Below are 16,838 nucleotides of genomic sequence, written 5' to 3' on the forward strand. Positions count from 1 at the left end.
ACGACAAGACCACCCCGGCCCGCAAGCGCGGCCGCGGCCCCCGCGAGAGCGTCATGTCGCGCTCCGCCGCGATGATCATCATGGGCGCGTTCACGCTCTACTTCCTGATCCCGATCTTCTGGCTGCTGGTCTCGTCGACCAAGACGCTCGACAACTTCAACAGCGGGCCGGCGCTCTGGTTCTCGGCCACGTCGCTGCAGGACTTCGTCGGCAACATCGGGCAGCTCTTCACCTACAACGACGGGATCTTCCCGCGGTGGATGCTCAACAGCATCGTCTACGCCACGGTCGCCGGCGGTCTCGGCACCATCCTGTCGGCGATGTGCGGCTACGCCCTGGCGAAGTACCGCTTCTGGGGCCGCGAGGCGCTGTTCAACATCTTCCTGGGCGGGGTGCTCGTCCCGGCGACGGCCCTCGCGCTGCCGCTGTTCCTGATCTTCAGCCAGGTGCAGCTGACCGACACGTTCTGGGCGGTGTTCCTGCCGAGCATCGTCAGCCCGTTCGGCGTCTACCTCAGCCGCATCTACGCCGCCTCGAGCGTCCCCGACGAGATCGTCGAGGCCGCGCGCATCGACGGGTCGAGCGAGCTCCGCACGTTCTTCACCGTGGCGATCCGCCTCATGTCGCCGGCGCTCGTCACGGTGTTCCTGTTCCAGTTCGTCGCGATCTGGAACAACTTCTTCCTGCCGCTCGTCATGCTGCGTTCGCAGGAGCTGTTCCCCGTGACCCTCGGTCTCTACACGTGGAACTCCAACGTGAGCCAGTACCCCGAGCTCCGCACCCTGGTGCTCGTCGGCGCGTTCGTCTCGATCATCCCCCTCCTGATCGCGTTCCTCAGCCTGCAGCGCTTCTGGCGCAGCGGTCTCGGGTCCGGCGGTCTCAAGTGAGCCATCCCTCCCCGGGTCACCCGACCCGCACCTCCTCGACCTCCACTCCGCAAGGCAACGACGTCGTTCCCTCCCGAGACCGGGCAGCCCGGTCTCGCACCTCGATTGGAAATCGCATGAAGAAATCCCGTGTCCTCACGATCGCGGCGGCCGCCGTCGTCTCGACCATCGCCCTCGCGGGCTGCAGCTCCGGAGGCGACGGCGCGTCCGGCTCCGGCGACGCCGCCTCGTGCGCCGCCTCCGACGGCAAGGTCACCCTGAACTTCACCACCTGGGTCCCCAACATGGACAAGGTCGTGGCGCTCTGGAACGAGGAGAACCCCGACATCCAGGTCAAGGTCTCGATCGTGCCGAACGGCAACAGCGGCACCTACCAGAACTTCTTCAACCAGCTGAAGGCGGGCAACGCGCCCGACATCGGGCAGGTCGAGTACGACACCCTCCCCGCGTTCCGCGTGCAGGACGGCCTCGCGAACATCGCGTCGTGCGAGGGCGTCTCCGACGCCGAGGCCGACTACTCCGACGGTCTCTGGAACCAGGTCACCTTCGGCGAGGACGACTCCGTCTACGCGATCCCCCAGGACTCGGGCCCCATGGCCCTCTACTACCGCAAGGACCTCTTCGAGAAGGCCGGCCTCGACGTCCCCACCACGTGGGAGCAGTACGCCGAGGACGCCGTGAAGATCAAGGAGATGGGCGGCAGCATCACGAACTTCGCCAAGGGCGACGTGAACCAGTTCGCCGGTCTCGTCTCGCAGGCCGGCGGCCAGTGGTTCGACACGAGCGACGGCACCTGGACGGTCGACATGACCGACGAGGCATCGACCAAGGTCGCCGACTACTGGCAGGACCTCATCTCGAAGGACCTCGTCACCACCCTGCCGAGCTTCACCGACGAGTGGAACAACGCCTACAACACCGATCAGGACTGGACCTGGGTCTCGGCCGTCTGGGGCGCCAACACCATCTCGAGCGGCGCACCCGACACCGCCGGCGACTGGGCCGTCGCGCCCATGCCGCAGTGGACCGAGGGCGAGACCGCATCGGCCGCCTGGGGCGGATCGTCGAACGTCGTCTTCAAGAACAGCGAGCACCCCGCCGAGGCCTCGAAGTTCCTGGTCTGGCTGAACACCTCGACCGAGTCGCTCGAGGCCCTCAACAAGGAGGCCAACCTGTACCCGGCCTCCAGCACCGGCGCCGACCTGCCCGCCCTGACCTCGGGCGTCGAGTTCTACGGCGACCAGGCCATCTACGAGGACTTCGCCACGGCCGCCGAGAACATCCAGCCCTTCACCTGGGGCCCCACGATGACGCAGACCTACAGCGACATCTCGGACGGCTTCGGCACCGCCGCGTCGGGTGACGGCACCCTGCTCGACGCTCTCGAGTCCGGCCAGGAGAAGACGATCGCCGCCCTCGAGGCGCAGTCGATCGCGGTCACGAAGTAGCACGACACCAGCACACACGGCGCCCGCGCCGGGGGAGTCCTCCTCCGACGCGGGCGCCGTCGTGCGCCCGGGGGCCTGAGCCGGAGCCGAGGAGGCGCGGGTCGTCATCCTGCCGCTCGGCATCATCATCCGCGGGGATGAGACCGAGGTGGACCGGCACGTCTAGCGTGTTGACCAGGGGGACGACAGGTGTCTCTCATCCAGGCTCAGGAGGCCTCTCGCACATGACCACCTCTCGACTGCTCACCGCTCTGACGACCGTCGTCGTGGGCGGATTCGTCCTCGCCGGCTGCACGGGCGAGTCCACGACGACACCCGTCACGCCGACGCCGTCGGCGACGTCGGTCGAGGTGACCCCGAGCACGACGCCGAGCGCGACGGCGACCACGACTCCGGCTCCCGAGCCGACCCCGGCCGTCGATCTCGCGGACCCCGCGTCGTGGGTCATGTCGTCGACCGGGCTCGGGCCGATCCAGCTCGGCGGCAGCGCCACGGCGACGATCGACGAGCTGGCCGCCGCGGGGGGCCCCGTCGCGACGCGTGAGGAGGCATGCCCGGTGGTCGGCATCGACGACCCGTCCGTCCCGTTCGTGTACTTCGGCACCGACTCGTTCGACTCCGATGTGATCACGAGCGTCCGTCTCGGCATCGGCTCGCAGCTGGAGGCGGATCGCCCGTCGCCCACGACGGCCGAGGGGATCGGTCTCGACTCGACGCTGGCCGAGGCCCAGGCGGCCTACCCCGCTCTCGAGAGGACGGGCGAGTACAACACGGTCGAGTACTGGGGCGTGGCGCCGAGCGGCGACGACTGGCTCGTCTTCACCGTGGGCAAGCCGGTCGAGGGCGCGGACGCCGGGACGATCTCGACCATCAGCGTGGGCGACGGCCCGGTCCCGCCGAGCGAGTTCTGCGGCTGAGCCCCGCCGACCCGATCGCCCTCTTCCCCCTGAGACGCTCGCTGGCATACTGTGTGCCACACCACGAGCGAGGAGCGACCATGGCGACCGACGGATTCAGCGCGACCGAGAAGGCGGCGATGAAGCAGCGGGCGGCCGAGCTCCGCGCTGAAGCCAAGCAGCAGAAGGCGGCCGACAAGGCCGCCGCCGATCTGCAGAACGTGCTCGACGCCCACGCCGCCATGACGCCATCGGAGCGTGCGCTCGCCGAGAACCTGCACGCGATCGTGCTCGAGCAGGCCCCGGATCTGCTGCCGAAGACCTGGTACGGGTTCCCGTCGTACGCGGGGCCCGACGGCAGGATCGTCGTGTTCTTCCAGCCGGGCGGCAAGTTCGGCACGCGGTACAGCACGGTCGGCTTCCAAGATGCGGCGGCGCTCGACGAGGGGTCGCTCTGGGCCACGTCCTTCGCCTACACGGCGGTCGACGACGGCTCGACGGCGCAGCTCGTCGAGCTGATCGCGCGGGCGACCCGAGGAGGCGCGGCGACCGACTGACCGGCACCGCGCCTCCTCGGGTCCCCGCTTCCGGTGCTTCGTCTCTCGGGGGCTGCGCCGCGGGCATAGGGTCTTGCTCATGACGCAAGACATGATCGACGAGGTCGTCCGGCAGCGGATCCGCGGGCTGCGGGTGGCGCGCGGGTGGACCCTCGAGGCGCTGTCGACGCGCTGCTACCTCTCGACGTCGACGCTGAGCCGCATCGAGACCGGGCATCGCCGCATCGCGCTCGATCAGCTGGTGCCGATCGCGCAGGCGCTCGGGACGACGCTCGATCAGCTGGTCGAGCCCGAGGGCGACGACGACGTCGTCATCCGCCCCGAGCCCGAGGCGAGCGCCGGGCTGACCGTCTGGCTGCTGTCGAGGGAGCGCGACCGTCGGGGCGTGACGATCGCGAAGATGCGCATCACCTCGGAGCGGGAGGTCGGCGAGGCCCGCGTGCACCCCGGCTACGAGTGGTTCACGGTGCTGAGCGGCACGGTCCGGCTGCGTCTCGGTGAGCGCGAGATCCTCGTGCGGCAGGGGCAGGCGGCGGAGTTCTCGACGATGACGCCTCACGTGATCGAGGCGCACGAGGGTCCGGTCGAGGTGCTGACGATCTTCGACCACGACGGCGAGCGGGCGCACCTGCCGGGGCATCGAGGCGCCTGAGGCGCGGCGGATGTCTGCGGCGCGGCGCGGGGCCTCGTGCGTGCGCCCGGCCGTGCCGGCTGAGCGGGGGAGTGCTCACTCGGATCGGCTATCACGCATGGGTGCGCATCAGCCGCTGGCGGGCCCGCCCTCTGCTGGAGGCCAGGAGGTGGAGGGGGCCGTGCTCTCCGTCGAGCTCTTACGCATGGATGCGTGATAGCTGTGGGCTGACGGCCCCGCCCTCTACCCGTCGCCGCGCGGTGGTCGATACCTGGCGAGCGGGTCCGACGAGGAGGCGCGGCGGGGTGCTGCTGACGCTGCTGCGAGATCTCGGGAGGGGCCGGCCTCAGCGGGTGCCCCCGTCGACATGAGCGGCGGCCACCTGCTCTCGGCGACGCGCAGGACGAGCGCCGCGAGGAGCCCGAGCAGCCCCGCCGCGAAGGCGATCGGCGCGAGGGATCCGACGATGACGCTGGGCATCGCCCCGTCGGGTGGGACGCAGACGCCGTCTTCGTCGCAGGCCAGCGAGCTGTAGGCGGCGAGCGGTGGGGGGGACGGCTCGGAAGACGGCCAGGGCGACGACGGAGCCGACCGCCGCCACCGAGGAGGCGATGATGAGGAGCGACTCCGGAAAGCGGGGCATGTCTCTGACCCTATATCGGCCGTGATGGCGAGACGAGCGAGGCTGGGCGACACGTGTAGCCGTGTGGCGCCCGCCAGCGTACCGTGCGACGTGCAGGCTCGCCGACGAGCCCGACCGGCCCCGACGGCCGGCCCCCGACGACGGAAGGTACGCATCATGGCTCGATTCGACAACAGGACGGCGCTCGTCACGGGCGGCGGAAGCGGCATCGGCGCCGCCATCTCGCGCGCGCTCGCGGCCGAGGGCGCCTCGGTCGTCGTCACGGACATCGAGCTCGACGCCGCGCAGGCCGTCGTCGACCAGATCGTCGCCGCGGGCGGCACGGCGGCCGCGTTCGAGCAGAACACCGCGAAGGCCGAGCAGTCGGAGGCGGCGGTCGAGTTCGCGAAGACCACGTACGGCGCCCTGCACCTCGCGGTCAACAACGCCGGCATCGGCGCCGCTCCGGCCGACATCGGCGACTACGACGTCGCCGCCTGGGATCGCGTCCGCGGCGTCGACCTCGACGGCGTCTTCTACGGCCTGCGGTACCAGCTGCCCGCCATGGTCGAGGCCGGGGGAGGCGCGATCGTCAACATGAGCTCCGTGCTCGGCTCGGTCGGCCTCGCGCAGAACGCCGCGTACGTCGCCAGCAAGCACGCCCTCGTCGGTCTCACGAAGGTCGCCGGGCTCGAGTACTCGGCCCGCGGGGTGCGGACCAACGCCGTCGGCCCCGGCTTCATCGACACCCCGCTCGTCCGGTCGTCGCTCGACGGGGACGCCCTCGCGCACCTCGAATCGCAGCACGCGACCGGCCGCCTCGGCACCGACAGAGAGGTGTCGGCGCTCGTGCTGTTCCTCCTGAGCGACGAGGCGTCGTTCATCACGGGCAGCTACCACCTCGTCGACGGCGGCTACTCGGCTCACTAGAGCGCGCCTCCTCGGTCCGTCGCCTCGCCGACCCGTCGCGTGCTCCCCAGGAGGCGCGGGTCGGCGGGCATGGACACGTCCGGCGACCGCTTCAGCCGCGCTTCAGCGCCCGCCCGCCACAATGGGCTTCTCGCGCACCCGGCGCGTCGTCAGGAGGCCCTCGTGCGCGTGCTCGTCGTCGAAGACCAGGCCGCCCTCGCCGAGGGGCTGCGGCTGGGGCTCGAGGCCGAGGGCATCGCGGTCGACGTGGCCGGCACGGGCACCGACGGGCTCTGGCGCACGCGCGAGGGCACGTACGACGCCGTCGTGCTCGACATCATGCTGCCCGGCATGAGCGGTTACGCCGTCTGCCGAGCCATGCGCGAGGGCGGCGACTGGACCCCCGTCATCATGCTGACGGCCAAAGACGGCGACTGGGACCAGGTTGAGGCCCTCGACACCGGCGCCGACGACTATCTGACCAAGCCCTTCTCGTTCGTCGTGCTGCTCGCGCGGCTCCGGGCGCTCGTCCGACGCGGTGCGCGCGAGCGGCCGGTCGTGCTGGAGGCCGGCGACCTGCGCGTCGACCCCGCGTCCCGCAGCGTCCACCGGGGCGACTCCGCGATCGAGCTGACGAGTCGGGAGTTCGCCGTGCTCGAGTTCCTCATGCGGCACGTGGGGCAGGTCGTCACCAAGCGGCAGGTGCTCGACGGCGTCTGGAACGACGACTTCGAGGGCGACCCCAACATCGTCGAGGTGTACGTGCGGCATCTCCGCAACAAGGTCGACCGCCCGTTCGGCCGCGAATCGATCGTGACGATGCGCGGCGCCGGCTACCGACTCGAGGCGCAGGGTGGCTGAGGCTGCCGGCGCGACGCCCCGGGCCGGGCACCGCGCCTCGCTCCGGCTGCGGATCACCGTCGCGGCCGTGCTCGCCGTGGCCCTCACCCTGGGCGTCTTCACGCTCGTCTTCGCCCTCGTGCAGCGGGCCGTGCTCGACGACGTCCCGCGATCGTCGGCGACGGCCGACGCCGACCGGGTCGTCTCGGCGATCGAGGCGGGCACGTCGCCGGTGACCGCGGCGGCCGGCGACACCGACGACGGCGCCGTGCTGGTGGTCGACCGCACCGGCGCGCTGCTCGCCGCCGGCGGCGACGACGACCTGCTCGAGCACCTCACCGACGGCAGCGTCGGAGGCCCCGCGTCGCTCGACTCGACGACGCGCATCGACGGCGACCGGTACGTGGTCGAGACGGAGCGGGCCGTGCGGCCGGACGCCGACGCGAGCGACGACAGCGGCAGCAGCGGCAGCGGAAGCAGCGGTCGCGGCGGTTCGGCGACGGGCTCCGGCGACGACTCCGCCGGCGACGCCGACTCCGACGACGAGACCGACGCGGACGCCGACGACGCCGCGAGCACGCCGGCGGACCCGGCGGCGACCGTCACCGTCGTCGCCGTGCGATCCCTCGAGGAGGCGCGGGCCGCCTCCTCGGCCAGCCTCGTGACCCTCGGGGTCGCGATCCCGGTCGCCCTGCTGGTGCTCGGCGTGACGACCTGGCTCGTCGTCGGGCGGGCGCTGCGCCCCGTCGAGGCGATGCGCCGCGAGGTCGACGCCGTGACCGCGGCCCAGCTCGACCGTCGCGTGGCCGACCCCGGCGGATCCGACGAGGTGGCGCGCCTGGCCCGCACGCTGAACGTGATGCTCGCCCGTCTCGAGTCGTCCGCCGCGGCGCAGCGACGGTTCGTCGGCGACGCGTCGCACGAGCTGAAGACGCCGCTCGCGACGATCCGCCAGCACGCCGAGGTCGCCCTGCTGCACCCCGAGAGCATCGACGGCGTCGCGCTCGCCGGCACGGTCATGACCGAGGAGGCGCGGCTCACGGCGCTCGTGCAGGGCCTGCTGGTGCTCGCCCGGGCCGACGAGGGGGCCCTCGGCGTCACCCGTCGCCCCGTCGACCTCGACGACCTCGTGGTCGCCGAGACCGCTCGCCTGCGGAGCACGGCGCCCGCCCTGACCATCGACGCGACCGGGGTCGGCCCCGCCCGGGTCGAAGGCGACGAGGGCCTGCTCGGGCAGGTCGTCCGGAACCTGCTCGCGAACGCCTCGCGCCATGCGGCGACCCGAGTCTCGGTGGGGCTCGTCGAGCGTCAGGGGCGAGCCGTCCTCACCGTCGACGACGACGGCGCGGGCGTGCCCGAGGCCGAGCGCGAGAGGGTCTTCGACCGGTTCGTGCGACTCGACGAGGCCCGGGCCCGCGACTCCGGCGGCAGCGGGCTGGGGCTCGCCATCGTGCGCGAGATCGCCCGCGTGCACGGCGGCGCGGTCACCGTCGACTCCTCCCCGCTCGGAGGCGCGCGCTTCGTCGTCGACCTCCCGTCCGGGCTGCTCTGACGCGGTCCCGCTCCGCGACGCGCGATCGGCGACCGGGGTCGACCCGCGCCTCCTGAAGGTTCCTTCAGCGGGCTTCAGGGTCGCTTCAGTGCCGCCGATCCAGAGTGATGTCATCAGCTCGACCGGCGCCCCCGCCGCGTCGGAAGCCGGCCCGACGGGCCCCACGATCGGAGACACCGTGAAGAAGAAGACCATGATCATCGCCGGAGCGGCCGCGGCCGTCATCGTCCTCGCCGGCGGCGGCATCGCCGTCGCCTCGAACCTGGACGACCGCGTCTCGGCGTCCGACCGCGAGACCGTCTCGCAGGCCGCGCTCGACGAGGTCGGCGGCGGCGTCGTCACCGACCTCGACCGGCTCGACGACGGCCTCGAGGGCTACGAGGTCGACGTCACCCGCGACGACGGCCGCGAGGTCACCGTGCTCCTCGACGGCGACCGCCAGGTCGTCTCGAGCCGGGTCGACGACCGCGACGACCGCGACGGCTCCGACCGGCGCGACGACCGTGGCGACGACGCCGACGCCGACGACCGCTCGGGCGACGACGCGTCCGGCACGGGCACGGCCGCGCCCAGCGCCGGTGACGACCGCGACGACTCCGACCTGACCGGCGCCGACTACGACCGCGCCTCGGCCGCCGCGATCGAGGAGGCCGGCGGCGGCGTCGTCACCGACGCCGACCGCAGCGACGACGCCGGCGTCGCCTACGAGGTCGACGTGCGCCTCGACGACGGCACCGAGGTCGACGTCGACCTGGACGCCGACTTCGGCGTCGTCCGCACCGACGTCGACGCTCCCCGCAGCTGATCGACGACGACGCAGCCCAGGAGGCGCGGATCGGCTCACCGGCCGACCCGCGCCTCCCGTCGTCCCCGCCTCGCCCGCGGTGTCGCACGCTGCTGGCAGGATGACCCCGTGCCCCAGTTCACCCCCGCCCGTGGCGACCACACGTTCGTCGACGCCCACGGCGTCACCGTCCACTACTACGCGTGGCGCGCGGCCTCGCCGAAGGGCGTCGTGCAGATCGCCCACGGCGTCGCCGAGCACGCGCTGCGCTACGAGGCGCTCGCCCACGACCTCGTCCGCGCCGGCTACACCGTCTACGCCGACGACCATCTCGGCCACGGGCAGACGGGTCTCGGTCAGTGGGGCGGCGATCACACGAAGCTCGGCCGGCTGGGTCCCTCGGGCCTCGCGGGCACGATCGAGGCGATCACCCAGCTGACGGGCATCATCCGGGCCGACGAGCCGGGGCTGCCGCTGGTCGGCCTCGGGCACTCGTGGGGGTCGCTCATGATGCAGAAGATCATCGACCGCCGTGCCTCGCTCTTCGACGCGGTCGTGCTCAGCGGCACGGCGTACCGCATGCCGGGCAGCATGAACGGCGGCGACCTCAACAAGCGGCACGCGCACGAGGGCGGCACGGGGTTCGAGTGGCTCAGCCGCGACCCGGCGGTCGTCGAGCGCGCCGTCGCCGACCCGCTGATGACGGTGGCGACCGTGGCGAAGCTGTTCGGCTACCGCGACGCCCTGCGGCTCTTCGGGCGCCCCTCGCGCACCCTCGACTCCGACCCGCCCGTGCTGATCCTCGTCGGTGACGACGACACCCTCGGCGGCGAGGCCAGCGCCCGTCGGCTCGCGACGGCGTACCTGCGGCGCAGCCGCCTCAGCGACGTCGAGCTGATCGTGTACACGGGCGCCCGGCATGAGGTATTCGCCGAGACGAACCGCGACGAGGTCGTCGCCGATCTCGTCCGGTGGCTCGACGACCGAGTGGCCTAGGCTGCGACCCATGCACGGTGAGTACAAGGTCCCAGGCGGAAAACTCGTGGTCGTCGATCTCGAGGTCGGCGACGGCCGCATCACCGGGTTCCGCCTGGCAGGCGACTTCTTCCTCGAGCCGGACACCGCGCTCGACGCGATTGACCGGGCGGTCAACGGCCTGCCCGTCGAGTCGGACGCCGCGACGATCGCCGCGGCCATCCGCCGGGGTCTGCCCGACGACGCCGTGCTGCTCGGGTTCAGCCCCGAGGCGATCGCGGTGGCCGTCCGGCGCAGCCTGTCGAAGGCCACCGACTGGCGCGACTACGAGTGGCAGATCATCCACGACGAGCCGGTGTCGCCCAACATGCACCTCGCCCTCGACCAGGTGCTCACCGAAGAGGTCGGCGCCGGTCGCCGCGGCCCCACCCTCCGGTTCTGGGAGTGGAAGCAGCCGGCGGTCGTCATCGGCAGCTTCCAGTCGCTGAAGAACGAGGTCGACCTCGACAGCGCGGCGCTCCACGGCTTCGAGGTGGTCCGTCGGATCAGCGGCGGCGGAGCCATGTTCATGGACGCCGAGTCGATCGTCACGTACTCGCTCTACGCACCGGGCGAGCTCGTGCAGGGCATGAGCTTCGCCGACTCGTACGCCTACCTCGACGAGTGGGTCATCACGGCGCTCAAGTCGCTCGGCATCGACGCGTTCTACCAGCCGCTGAACGACATCACCTCGGCCAAGGGCAAGATCGGCGGTGCCGCGCAGAAGCGCCTCGGCAACGGCGCCCTGCTGCACCACGCCACGATGTCGTACGACATGGACGGCGAGAAGATGGTGCAGGTGCTGCGCATCGGCCGCGAGAAGATGAGCGACAAGGGCACCACGAGCGCCGCGAAGCGGGTGGACCCGCTGCGCAGTCAGACCGGGCTGCCCCGCACCGAGATCATCGAGCGGTTGAAGCAGACGTTCACCGGGCTCTACGGCGCGACGACCGGGCACGTGACCGACGACGAGCTCGCTCAGGCCGAGCAGCTCGTCACGACGAAGTTCGCCACGCCCGAGTGGCTGCGTCGCGTCCCCTGACGCCCGAGTGGCTGCGTCGCGTCCCCTGACCCCCGAGGATGCGCGGGTCAGCGGGTGAGGAGCTCGCGGTAGTCGACGTGCTCGTCGATGTAGTCGGCGACGAACGGGCAGAGCGGCACGACGCGGCGCTCGCTGCCCTCGCGCACGTCGTCGAGGGCTCCCTGCACGAGCTGCGCGCCGAGCCCGGTCGAGCGGCGGCTGGGCTCGATCTCGGTGTGGGTGAAGCGGATCTCGTCACCGACGATCTCGTAGGCGGCGAAGCCGACGGTGGCATCGCCCTCGACGAGGGCGTACTGGTTCTGGTCCGGGCGGTTCTCGACGACGGTGCTCATCCCGCCACGCTACGCCTGCGGGCCCGTGCTGCTCCGGGCACGGCGAGCAGGCGCGGCGTCGCCTGCGCGATCGGCCGTCGCCACCCGACAGAATGGGGGCATGCCCGTGAACTGGACCAGCACCTCCCCGAGTCTCGTGGTCCAGGGCGACAACCTCGACGTCACGGCGAAGCTGCCCGACGAGGCCTTCACCGTCGTCTACCTCGATCCGCCGTTCAACACGGGTCGCCAGCAGCAGCGTCGATCGACCACGTCGATCCGCAGCGCCGACGACTCCGTGACCGCCGTGACCGGTTTCAAGGGCGTCGCGTACGAGCGCATCCGCGGCGACCTCATGCGCTACGACGACCGATTCGACGACTACTGGTCGTTCCTCGAGCCGCGACTGGCCGAGGCCTGGCGTCTGCTGGCGCCCGACGGCACCCTGTACCTGCACCTCGACTATCGTGAGGCCCACTACGCCAAGGTGCTGCTCGACGTGCTGTTCGGGCGCGACAACTTCCTCAACGAGATCATCTGGGCCTACGACTACGGCGCGAAGAGCCGCAACCGCTGGCCCACGAAGCACGACACGATCCTCGTCTACGTGAAGGACCCCTCGCGGTACCACTTCGACTCCGAGACGGTCGACCGCGAACCGTACATGGCGCCCGGGCTGGTGACGCCCGAGAAGGTCGCCCGCGGCAAGCTGCCGACCGACGTCTGGTGGCACACGATCGTCTCGCCGACGGGCCGCGAGAAGACGGGCTATCCGACCCAGAAGCCCGAGGGCGTTCTGCGCCGCATGGTGCAGGCGTCGAGTCGCGAGGGCGACTGGGTGCTCGACTTCTTCGCCGGCAGCGGCACGACCGGCGCCGTGGCCGAGGCCCTCGGTCGCCGGTTCGTGCTCGTCGACAGCAACGAGGAGGCGGTGGCCGTCATGCGCCGACGCCTCCCGCAGGCGGACTTCGCCGTGGTCAAGCCGCGACCCGCGCGCCGACGGGTCGCCCCGGCGACGAAGACGAAGGCCGCCGCGACCCCGAAGAAGACGACCGCCACCGAGGCGGCCGGATGATCAGCCGGCGGGCTGCTGCGGCCGGCTGATCAGGCGGCGGTCTGCGAGAGCTCGCGGGCGTGGTCTGCGTTGTGCAAAGCCCCGACGGAGACGGTGCCTCGGACGACCGCGACGAGCTGCTCGTGCGTCAGCGACTGGAGCATCTGGGCGTTCATCAGACCATCCCCAGGGCCGTGCCGACGGCTGCGCCGAGGCTGATGATCATCCCGATCGAGGCGACGACGATGACCGCGACGGTCGAGTCGTGCCCTGCGTCGAGGGAGTCGGTCCGACGCCCCTGCGGCGTCGTCGTGAGTGCAGTCATGTTCCGCTCGTTTCTGGCATCCCTGCGATGCCTGCCGATCCGACGTGATGCGTGATGCGGTCACGGCCCGCCCGGAGGAGGGTCCGTGCGCCTCCGGCCGTGAACCGGAGACGGTGGCCCCGCCGTGAATCGGGGCCGTGACACGAGCGTGGCAGAGGGTGTTTAGCTTGTCTAGCGATTCAGGGAGTCGGTTCGCCTTGCGGATACCTGTCTCGCGGGGGTCGCGTTTTCCGGATCAGGAGCCGTGCTGGGGGGTGACCCGCGCCTCCTCGGCGGGGTCGCCCTGCGTCGCCGCACCGGGGTCGGCGTCGTCGTGATCGTCGAGCGAGAGCGCCTCGGACATCGCGTCGAGGAACGACGCCACGGCGGCCTGCTCGTCGGCCGTCATCGCCTCGGCGGTCGTGATCATGCGCTGGTGCATCGCCGACAGGGTCGACCGCACCTCGACGTGCGAATCGGTCGTCACGGTCAGCAGCACCCCGCGCCGATCGGTCGGGTGCGGGTTGCGCTGCAGGTGCCCGCTGCCGACGAGCCGGGTGATCAGGACCGACGTCGAGGCCGACGTGATGCCGAGGTGGGTGGCGAGGTCCTTCGCGTTGACGTCCTCGCCGCGGCGCGACGCGCGCACGAGGAATCTCAGCGCGGCCAGGTCGGTGTCGCCCATGCCCATCGAGTCGCGGGTGCGCTTGCGCATGGCCGACTCCGCGGCCCGGTAGCGGCGGAGGGCGTTCAGCACCTCGACACCGCGCTCTTCGCTGCTGCTCGTGTACCAGTAGCCGGTCGCGTCGTACAGGGCCGCCGGGGTGTTCGTCGCCATGCTAGAGAGACTAGCTTCACCGGGTGGGAGGCACGAACCCCGAACCCGCCGAGACGGAGAACGGGCCGCGCCTCTCGAGAGACGCGGCCCGTGTGGTCATCGCGCCTCCCGCGTGAGCTTCACGGGCAGGGTACGCCGGGGGCGAGACGACCGGGGAGGTGGCTAGCACCTCCAGCAGGACACACGCTACCCCCTTGCCAGGGTGGTCACGACCGTCGACGACGAATACGGAGGCGACGACCAGGTTGCCGGCGGGCTCCGGCGGGGGTTCGCCGAGCGTTCGCCGAGCGCGTCCGCGAGCCGGGTCGGTCGGCCCGGGTGAGCCTCGGCGGGCCGATGACTAGGCTCGGGCCGATGTCACCTCGTCTCGCCTCGTCCCGCTCCGTCTTCGTGGTCCCCCTCGCGGCGGTGCTCGCCGCGGCCCTGCTCGCGTCGTGCTCGTCGGCGTCGCCGGACGCCTCGGCGTCCCGCACCCCGTCGGAGTCGCCCGTCTCGGCCGGGCCGACGCCGTCACCGCAGGCGGGGTCCGCCGAGCCCGGGCCGGAGTCCTCACCGGCGGAGACCGAGGAGGCGCCCCCCGCCTCCCCGACGCCGCCCGCCTTCGACGCGACGGCCCGATCGATCGACGACCCGTCGAGTCTCTGGGTGGTCAGCGACAAGCTGCGCCCCCTCGACCCCGTCGACTACGCGTCGAGCGACCTCGTGACCGCCGACGTGGCGAGCCAGAACCCGCCCACGTTGCGAGCCGAGGTGGCTGCCGCCGTCGTCGAGATGTTCGCCGCGGGGGAAGCCGAGGGCGCAGGCGCGTTCCAGGTGCAGAGCGCCTACCGCTCGTACGCGACCCAGGTGGAGGTCTACGACGGCTGGGTCGCGCAGCTCGGTCAGGTGAGGGCGGACGCTCAGAGCGCCCGACCGGGGTTCAGCGAGCACCAGACCGGGTTGGCCCTCGACATCAGCCCCGTGCCCCTGAGCTGCGCGCTGCAGGCCTGCTTCGGCGACACCCCTCAGGGCGAGTGGCTGGCAGCGAACGCCTGGCGCTTCGGGTTCCTGCTGCGGTACCCGGCCGACAAGGTCGCGGTGACGGGCTTCACGTTCGAGCCGTGGCACTTCCGGTACATCGGCCCCGAGCTCGCGACCGAGATGCACGAGACCGGCGTGACGACCCTCGAGGAGTTCTTCGGGCTGCCCGCCGCGCCCGACTACGCCGGCTGACCTCGGGTCGAGACCCGCGCGTAGCCGATCGACTCATCGCAGGGCCGTTCGCGTCTCGCAACCGTACGGTTGCGTGACTCGGTTCTACCGTTCTCAGCCTCGGGGGAGCGGTTCACCGCGCGATCTCGCGAGCAGACCAGGCCTGATTCGCCTTCCGTGACCGGTTGCACCATGCCGCGAGTGCTTCCGATCTCAGCTGCTTTGCTCGAGAACATTCAGGTCGGGCGGGTAGCGCTGGCACCCGTTTGAGACAGCGGTCTCGAATGACATGCTGACCCGATGATGAGGGTCAGCATGGAGCCGGGCAGGCGGGCGGAGATCGTCGTCGACGGCGGCGAGGCCGACGCCGCCCAGAACGCGGCCCGGGCCGAGAGCATCCGGGGGACCGCGGCTGACGACACCCAGCACACCGGCGACTTCGACCCGTTCGACGCCGAGGGCGACGACTACGACGAGACCGCCACGGACGAGAGCTGGAACCGGGGGAGGGGAGGGCCTGATCGAAGCGGGCTCCTCCCCGCTCCTCCGGTTCCCGGCGCCGGGATCCCCCCTCCGCTGCGACGCGAAGGGGCTCCGCCCCCTCATCCCTCCCCAGTGCACCTCGACGGAGCTCGGCGCACGGCCTCGCCCGGAGTTCAGCGGCGACGTCGGTGGTGCTGCTGCTGCTGCACTGAGGCGACGAAACCAGACAACGTCATCAAGGCCCCGATCACCATGAGGAGTTGTTCGGCTTCTCGGATCGAAAAGCCGATCATGGTGCCGCTGACCACGATAAATGCAACGAAGAGCAGGGCCTGAGCCAAGAAGGGAGCGCATAGTCCGGGCGGCTAGTCACACCTGGGCCTCAGCGCCTCACGTGTCGGTGGTCGGCTACTTCAGCGGGTAGAGCTTCGCGATCGCCGCGGCGTCGCCGGCGCCCTTCAGGCGCGTCGAGAAGTCGCACGACCCGACGCTGGGCTGCATGATCTGCGCCGAGCGGGCCTGCGTGTGGCCGAGACCGAGTGCGTGACCGAACTCGTGGGCGGCCGTCGTCCGCAGATCGAACTGTCCGGGCTTGCAGGCGCCGGTGCCCGACCAGACGTAGAACGACGCCTTGGTCGTGAAGGCGATGTCGGCCTCGATGGCGCGAGTCGGCGCGTAGAGCACGCAGGTGACCCCGAGCACGCCCGAGGGCAGCGACTTGTAGCCGACCGTGTTGCGTCCGTCGGAGTTCGTGCTGCATCCGCCGGCGGTCGAGACGCCGACGGCGTACCGCGTCGTCCCGACGTACTTCGACGTCGCCCGGGTCTTGATCTGGTAGCCGCAGCGCGTGTACTTCGACGCCATCGAGTAGGCGCCCCACTGGACGGCCGACGTCGCAGCGGTCGGGTGCGGCTGCGAGGTGCCGTTGATGTACCACGAGAAGGCGCCGGGCCAGGTGGGGCTCGACTGCGACCAGGCAGTGGTCGACCCGCAGCCTGCGGCGGCCCGCGGCGTCGCGGGGGTGGTGGTCTCGGCGGTCTCGGCGGTGAGGCTCTCGGCGGCGGTCTCGTCGCCGTAGACCTTCTCACCGATCGCCACGGCGACCCGGCCTTCGGCGTCGCGGGTGATGGTGACCTCGGGCAGTTCGGCGGCGCCCTCGGCCATGACCACGCCGATGGCCAGGGTGGTTCCCGGAGCGGGGACGGGGACGGTCCGCCCCGGGCCGACCGCGACGGCGAGGTCGTCGTAGGCGCAGTCGGCCCGGAGGGCGGTCGTGCGGCTGGCGTCGATGGTGCCCGTCGTCGAGCACGCGACGGCCCCGGCGGCCTGCGCGCTCTGCGAGCCGACGACGCCGGCGGTGGCGACGAGCAGCAGGGTGGCCGCGGCCGCCACCAGCCGGCGGGCTCCGGGGCGCGGGCTCGCGGGCTGGTCGGTGCGGGTGTTCTCGGTCGAGGTCGTCACGGGGTCTCCTGTCA

19 protein-coding genes are annotated in these 16,838 nt (G+C 71.5%); 14 read left to right on the forward strand and 5 right to left on the reverse strand.

The window, feature by feature from the left end:
* Nucleotides 1-53: 53 nt before the first annotated feature.
* From ASF17_RS03285 to ASF17_RS03335, 11 genes are all read left to right on the forward strand, one after another.
* Complete coding sequence (locus tag ASF17_RS03285) at nt 54-887, forward strand: carbohydrate ABC transporter permease (RefSeq protein WP_055795624.1); 834 nt, start codon at nt 54-56, stop codon at nt 885-887.
* 116 nt (nt 888-1,003) lie between these two features.
* A complete protein-coding gene (locus tag ASF17_RS03290; RefSeq protein WP_055795178.1) occupies nt 1,004-2,335 on the forward strand; it encodes an ABC transporter substrate-binding protein in 1,332 nt (443 codons plus the stop codon).
* A gap of 224 nt (nt 2,336-2,559) precedes the next feature.
* Nucleotides 2,560-3,252, forward strand: coding sequence for a hypothetical protein (locus ASF17_RS03295; RefSeq protein WP_055795181.1), 693 nt, complete (start codon nt 2,560-2,562; stop codon nt 3,250-3,252).
* A gap of 80 nt (nt 3,253-3,332) precedes the next feature.
* Nucleotides 3,333-3,788 carry a hypothetical protein gene (locus tag ASF17_RS03300; RefSeq protein WP_055795183.1) on the forward strand — a complete coding sequence of 152 codons (456 nt, stop codon included), beginning with the start codon at nt 3,333-3,335 and terminating at the stop codon, nt 3,786-3,788.
* Between the two features lie 79 nt (nt 3,789-3,867).
* Nucleotides 3,868-4,440 (forward strand): helix-turn-helix domain-containing protein, encoded by a 573-nt coding sequence (locus ASF17_RS03305; protein ID WP_055795626.1) that lies wholly within the window; start codon nt 3,868-3,870, stop codon nt 4,438-4,440.
* A 778-nt stretch (nt 4,441-5,218) separates the two neighbouring features.
* Nucleotides 5,219-5,971 (forward strand): SDR family NAD(P)-dependent oxidoreductase, encoded by a 753-nt coding sequence (locus ASF17_RS03310; protein ID WP_055795185.1) that lies wholly within the window; start codon nt 5,219-5,221, stop codon nt 5,969-5,971.
* A gap of 162 nt (nt 5,972-6,133) precedes the next feature.
* A complete protein-coding gene (locus tag ASF17_RS03315; RefSeq protein ID WP_055795187.1) occupies nt 6,134-6,811 on the forward strand; it encodes a response regulator transcription factor in 678 nt (225 codons plus the stop codon).
* On the forward strand, nt 6,804-8,342 hold the full coding sequence (locus ASF17_RS03320) for a sensor histidine kinase (protein WP_055795189.1): 1,539 nt from the start codon (nt 6,804-6,806) through the stop codon (nt 8,340-8,342). The genes ASF17_RS03315 and ASF17_RS03320 overlap by 8 nt, the downstream gene beginning before the upstream one ends.
* A gap of 178 nt (nt 8,343-8,520) precedes the next feature.
* On the forward strand, nt 8,521-9,147 hold the full coding sequence (locus tag ASF17_RS03325) for a PepSY domain-containing protein (RefSeq protein ID WP_156357270.1): 627 nt from the start codon (nt 8,521-8,523) through the stop codon (nt 9,145-9,147).
* A gap of 108 nt (nt 9,148-9,255) precedes the next feature.
* Nucleotides 9,256-10,122, forward strand: coding sequence for an alpha/beta hydrolase (locus ASF17_RS03330; RefSeq protein ID WP_055795193.1), 867 nt, complete (start codon nt 9,256-9,258; stop codon nt 10,120-10,122).
* A 10-nt stretch (nt 10,123-10,132) separates the two neighbouring features.
* A complete protein-coding gene (locus ASF17_RS03335) occupies nt 10,133-11,182 on the forward strand; it encodes a lipoate--protein ligase family protein (protein WP_055795195.1) in 1,050 nt (349 codons plus the stop codon).
* Nucleotides 11,183-11,229: 47 nt separating this feature from the next.
* On the opposite strand, the gene ASF17_RS03340 is transcribed toward ASF17_RS03335, so the two are convergent.
* On the reverse strand, nt 11,230-11,514 hold the full coding sequence (locus tag ASF17_RS03340; RefSeq protein ID WP_055795197.1) for a GNAT family N-acetyltransferase: 285 nt from the start codon (nt 11,512-11,514) through the stop codon (nt 11,230-11,232).
* Nucleotides 11,515-11,614: 100 nt separating this feature from the next.
* Here ASF17_RS03340 and ASF17_RS03345 point away from each other — a divergent pair, with 100 nt between their 5' ends.
* Nucleotides 11,615-12,568: a DNA-methyltransferase gene (locus tag ASF17_RS03345; RefSeq protein WP_082475005.1), complete on the forward strand. Its 954-nt coding sequence runs from the start codon at nt 11,615-11,617 to the stop codon at nt 12,566-12,568.
* A 29-nt stretch (nt 12,569-12,597) separates the two neighbouring features.
* Here ASF17_RS03345 and ASF17_RS16070 read toward each other — a convergent pair whose 3' ends face one another.
* The 3 genes from ASF17_RS16070 to ASF17_RS03350 form a co-directional block, all read right to left on the reverse strand.
* On the reverse strand, nt 12,598-12,723 hold the full coding sequence (locus ASF17_RS16070; RefSeq protein ID WP_268761053.1) for a hypothetical protein: 126 nt from the start codon (nt 12,721-12,723) through the stop codon (nt 12,598-12,600).
* Nucleotides 12,723-12,872, reverse strand: a complete 150-nt coding sequence (locus ASF17_RS15475) for a hypothetical protein (protein WP_156357271.1) — start codon at nt 12,870-12,872, stop codon at nt 12,723-12,725. Before ASF17_RS15475 ends, ASF17_RS16070 begins: the two co-directional genes overlap by 1 nt.
* Before the next feature lie 235 nt (nt 12,873-13,107).
* Nucleotides 13,108-13,689: a MarR family winged helix-turn-helix transcriptional regulator gene (locus ASF17_RS03350; protein WP_055795199.1), complete on the reverse strand. Its 582-nt coding sequence runs from the start codon at nt 13,687-13,689 to the stop codon at nt 13,108-13,110.
* 354 nt (nt 13,690-14,043) lie between these two features.
* Here ASF17_RS03350 and ASF17_RS03355 point away from each other — a divergent pair, with 354 nt between their 5' ends.
* Both ASF17_RS03355 and ASF17_RS03360 read left to right on the forward strand, forming a co-directional pair.
* Nucleotides 14,044-14,901, forward strand: coding sequence for a M15 family metallopeptidase (locus tag ASF17_RS03355; RefSeq protein WP_055795201.1), 858 nt, complete (start codon nt 14,044-14,046; stop codon nt 14,899-14,901).
* A gap of 279 nt (nt 14,902-15,180) precedes the next feature.
* Complete coding sequence (locus tag ASF17_RS03360) at nt 15,181-15,699, forward strand: hypothetical protein (protein WP_055795203.1); 519 nt, start codon at nt 15,181-15,183, stop codon at nt 15,697-15,699.
* Between the two features lie 72 nt (nt 15,700-15,771).
* On the opposite strand, the gene ASF17_RS03365 is transcribed toward ASF17_RS03360, so the two are convergent.
* The gene (locus tag ASF17_RS03365; protein ID WP_055795204.1) at nt 15,772-16,824 is read right to left on the reverse strand and encodes a matrixin family metalloprotease; all 1,053 of its coding nucleotides are present in this window, start codon (nt 16,822-16,824) and stop codon (nt 15,772-15,774) included.
* Nucleotides 16,825-16,838 lie beyond the last annotated feature (14 nt).

Source organism: Frigoribacterium sp. Leaf263, from assembly GCF_001422285.1.
Lineage (GTDB): Bacteria > Actinomycetota > Actinomycetes > Actinomycetales > Microbacteriaceae > Frigoribacterium.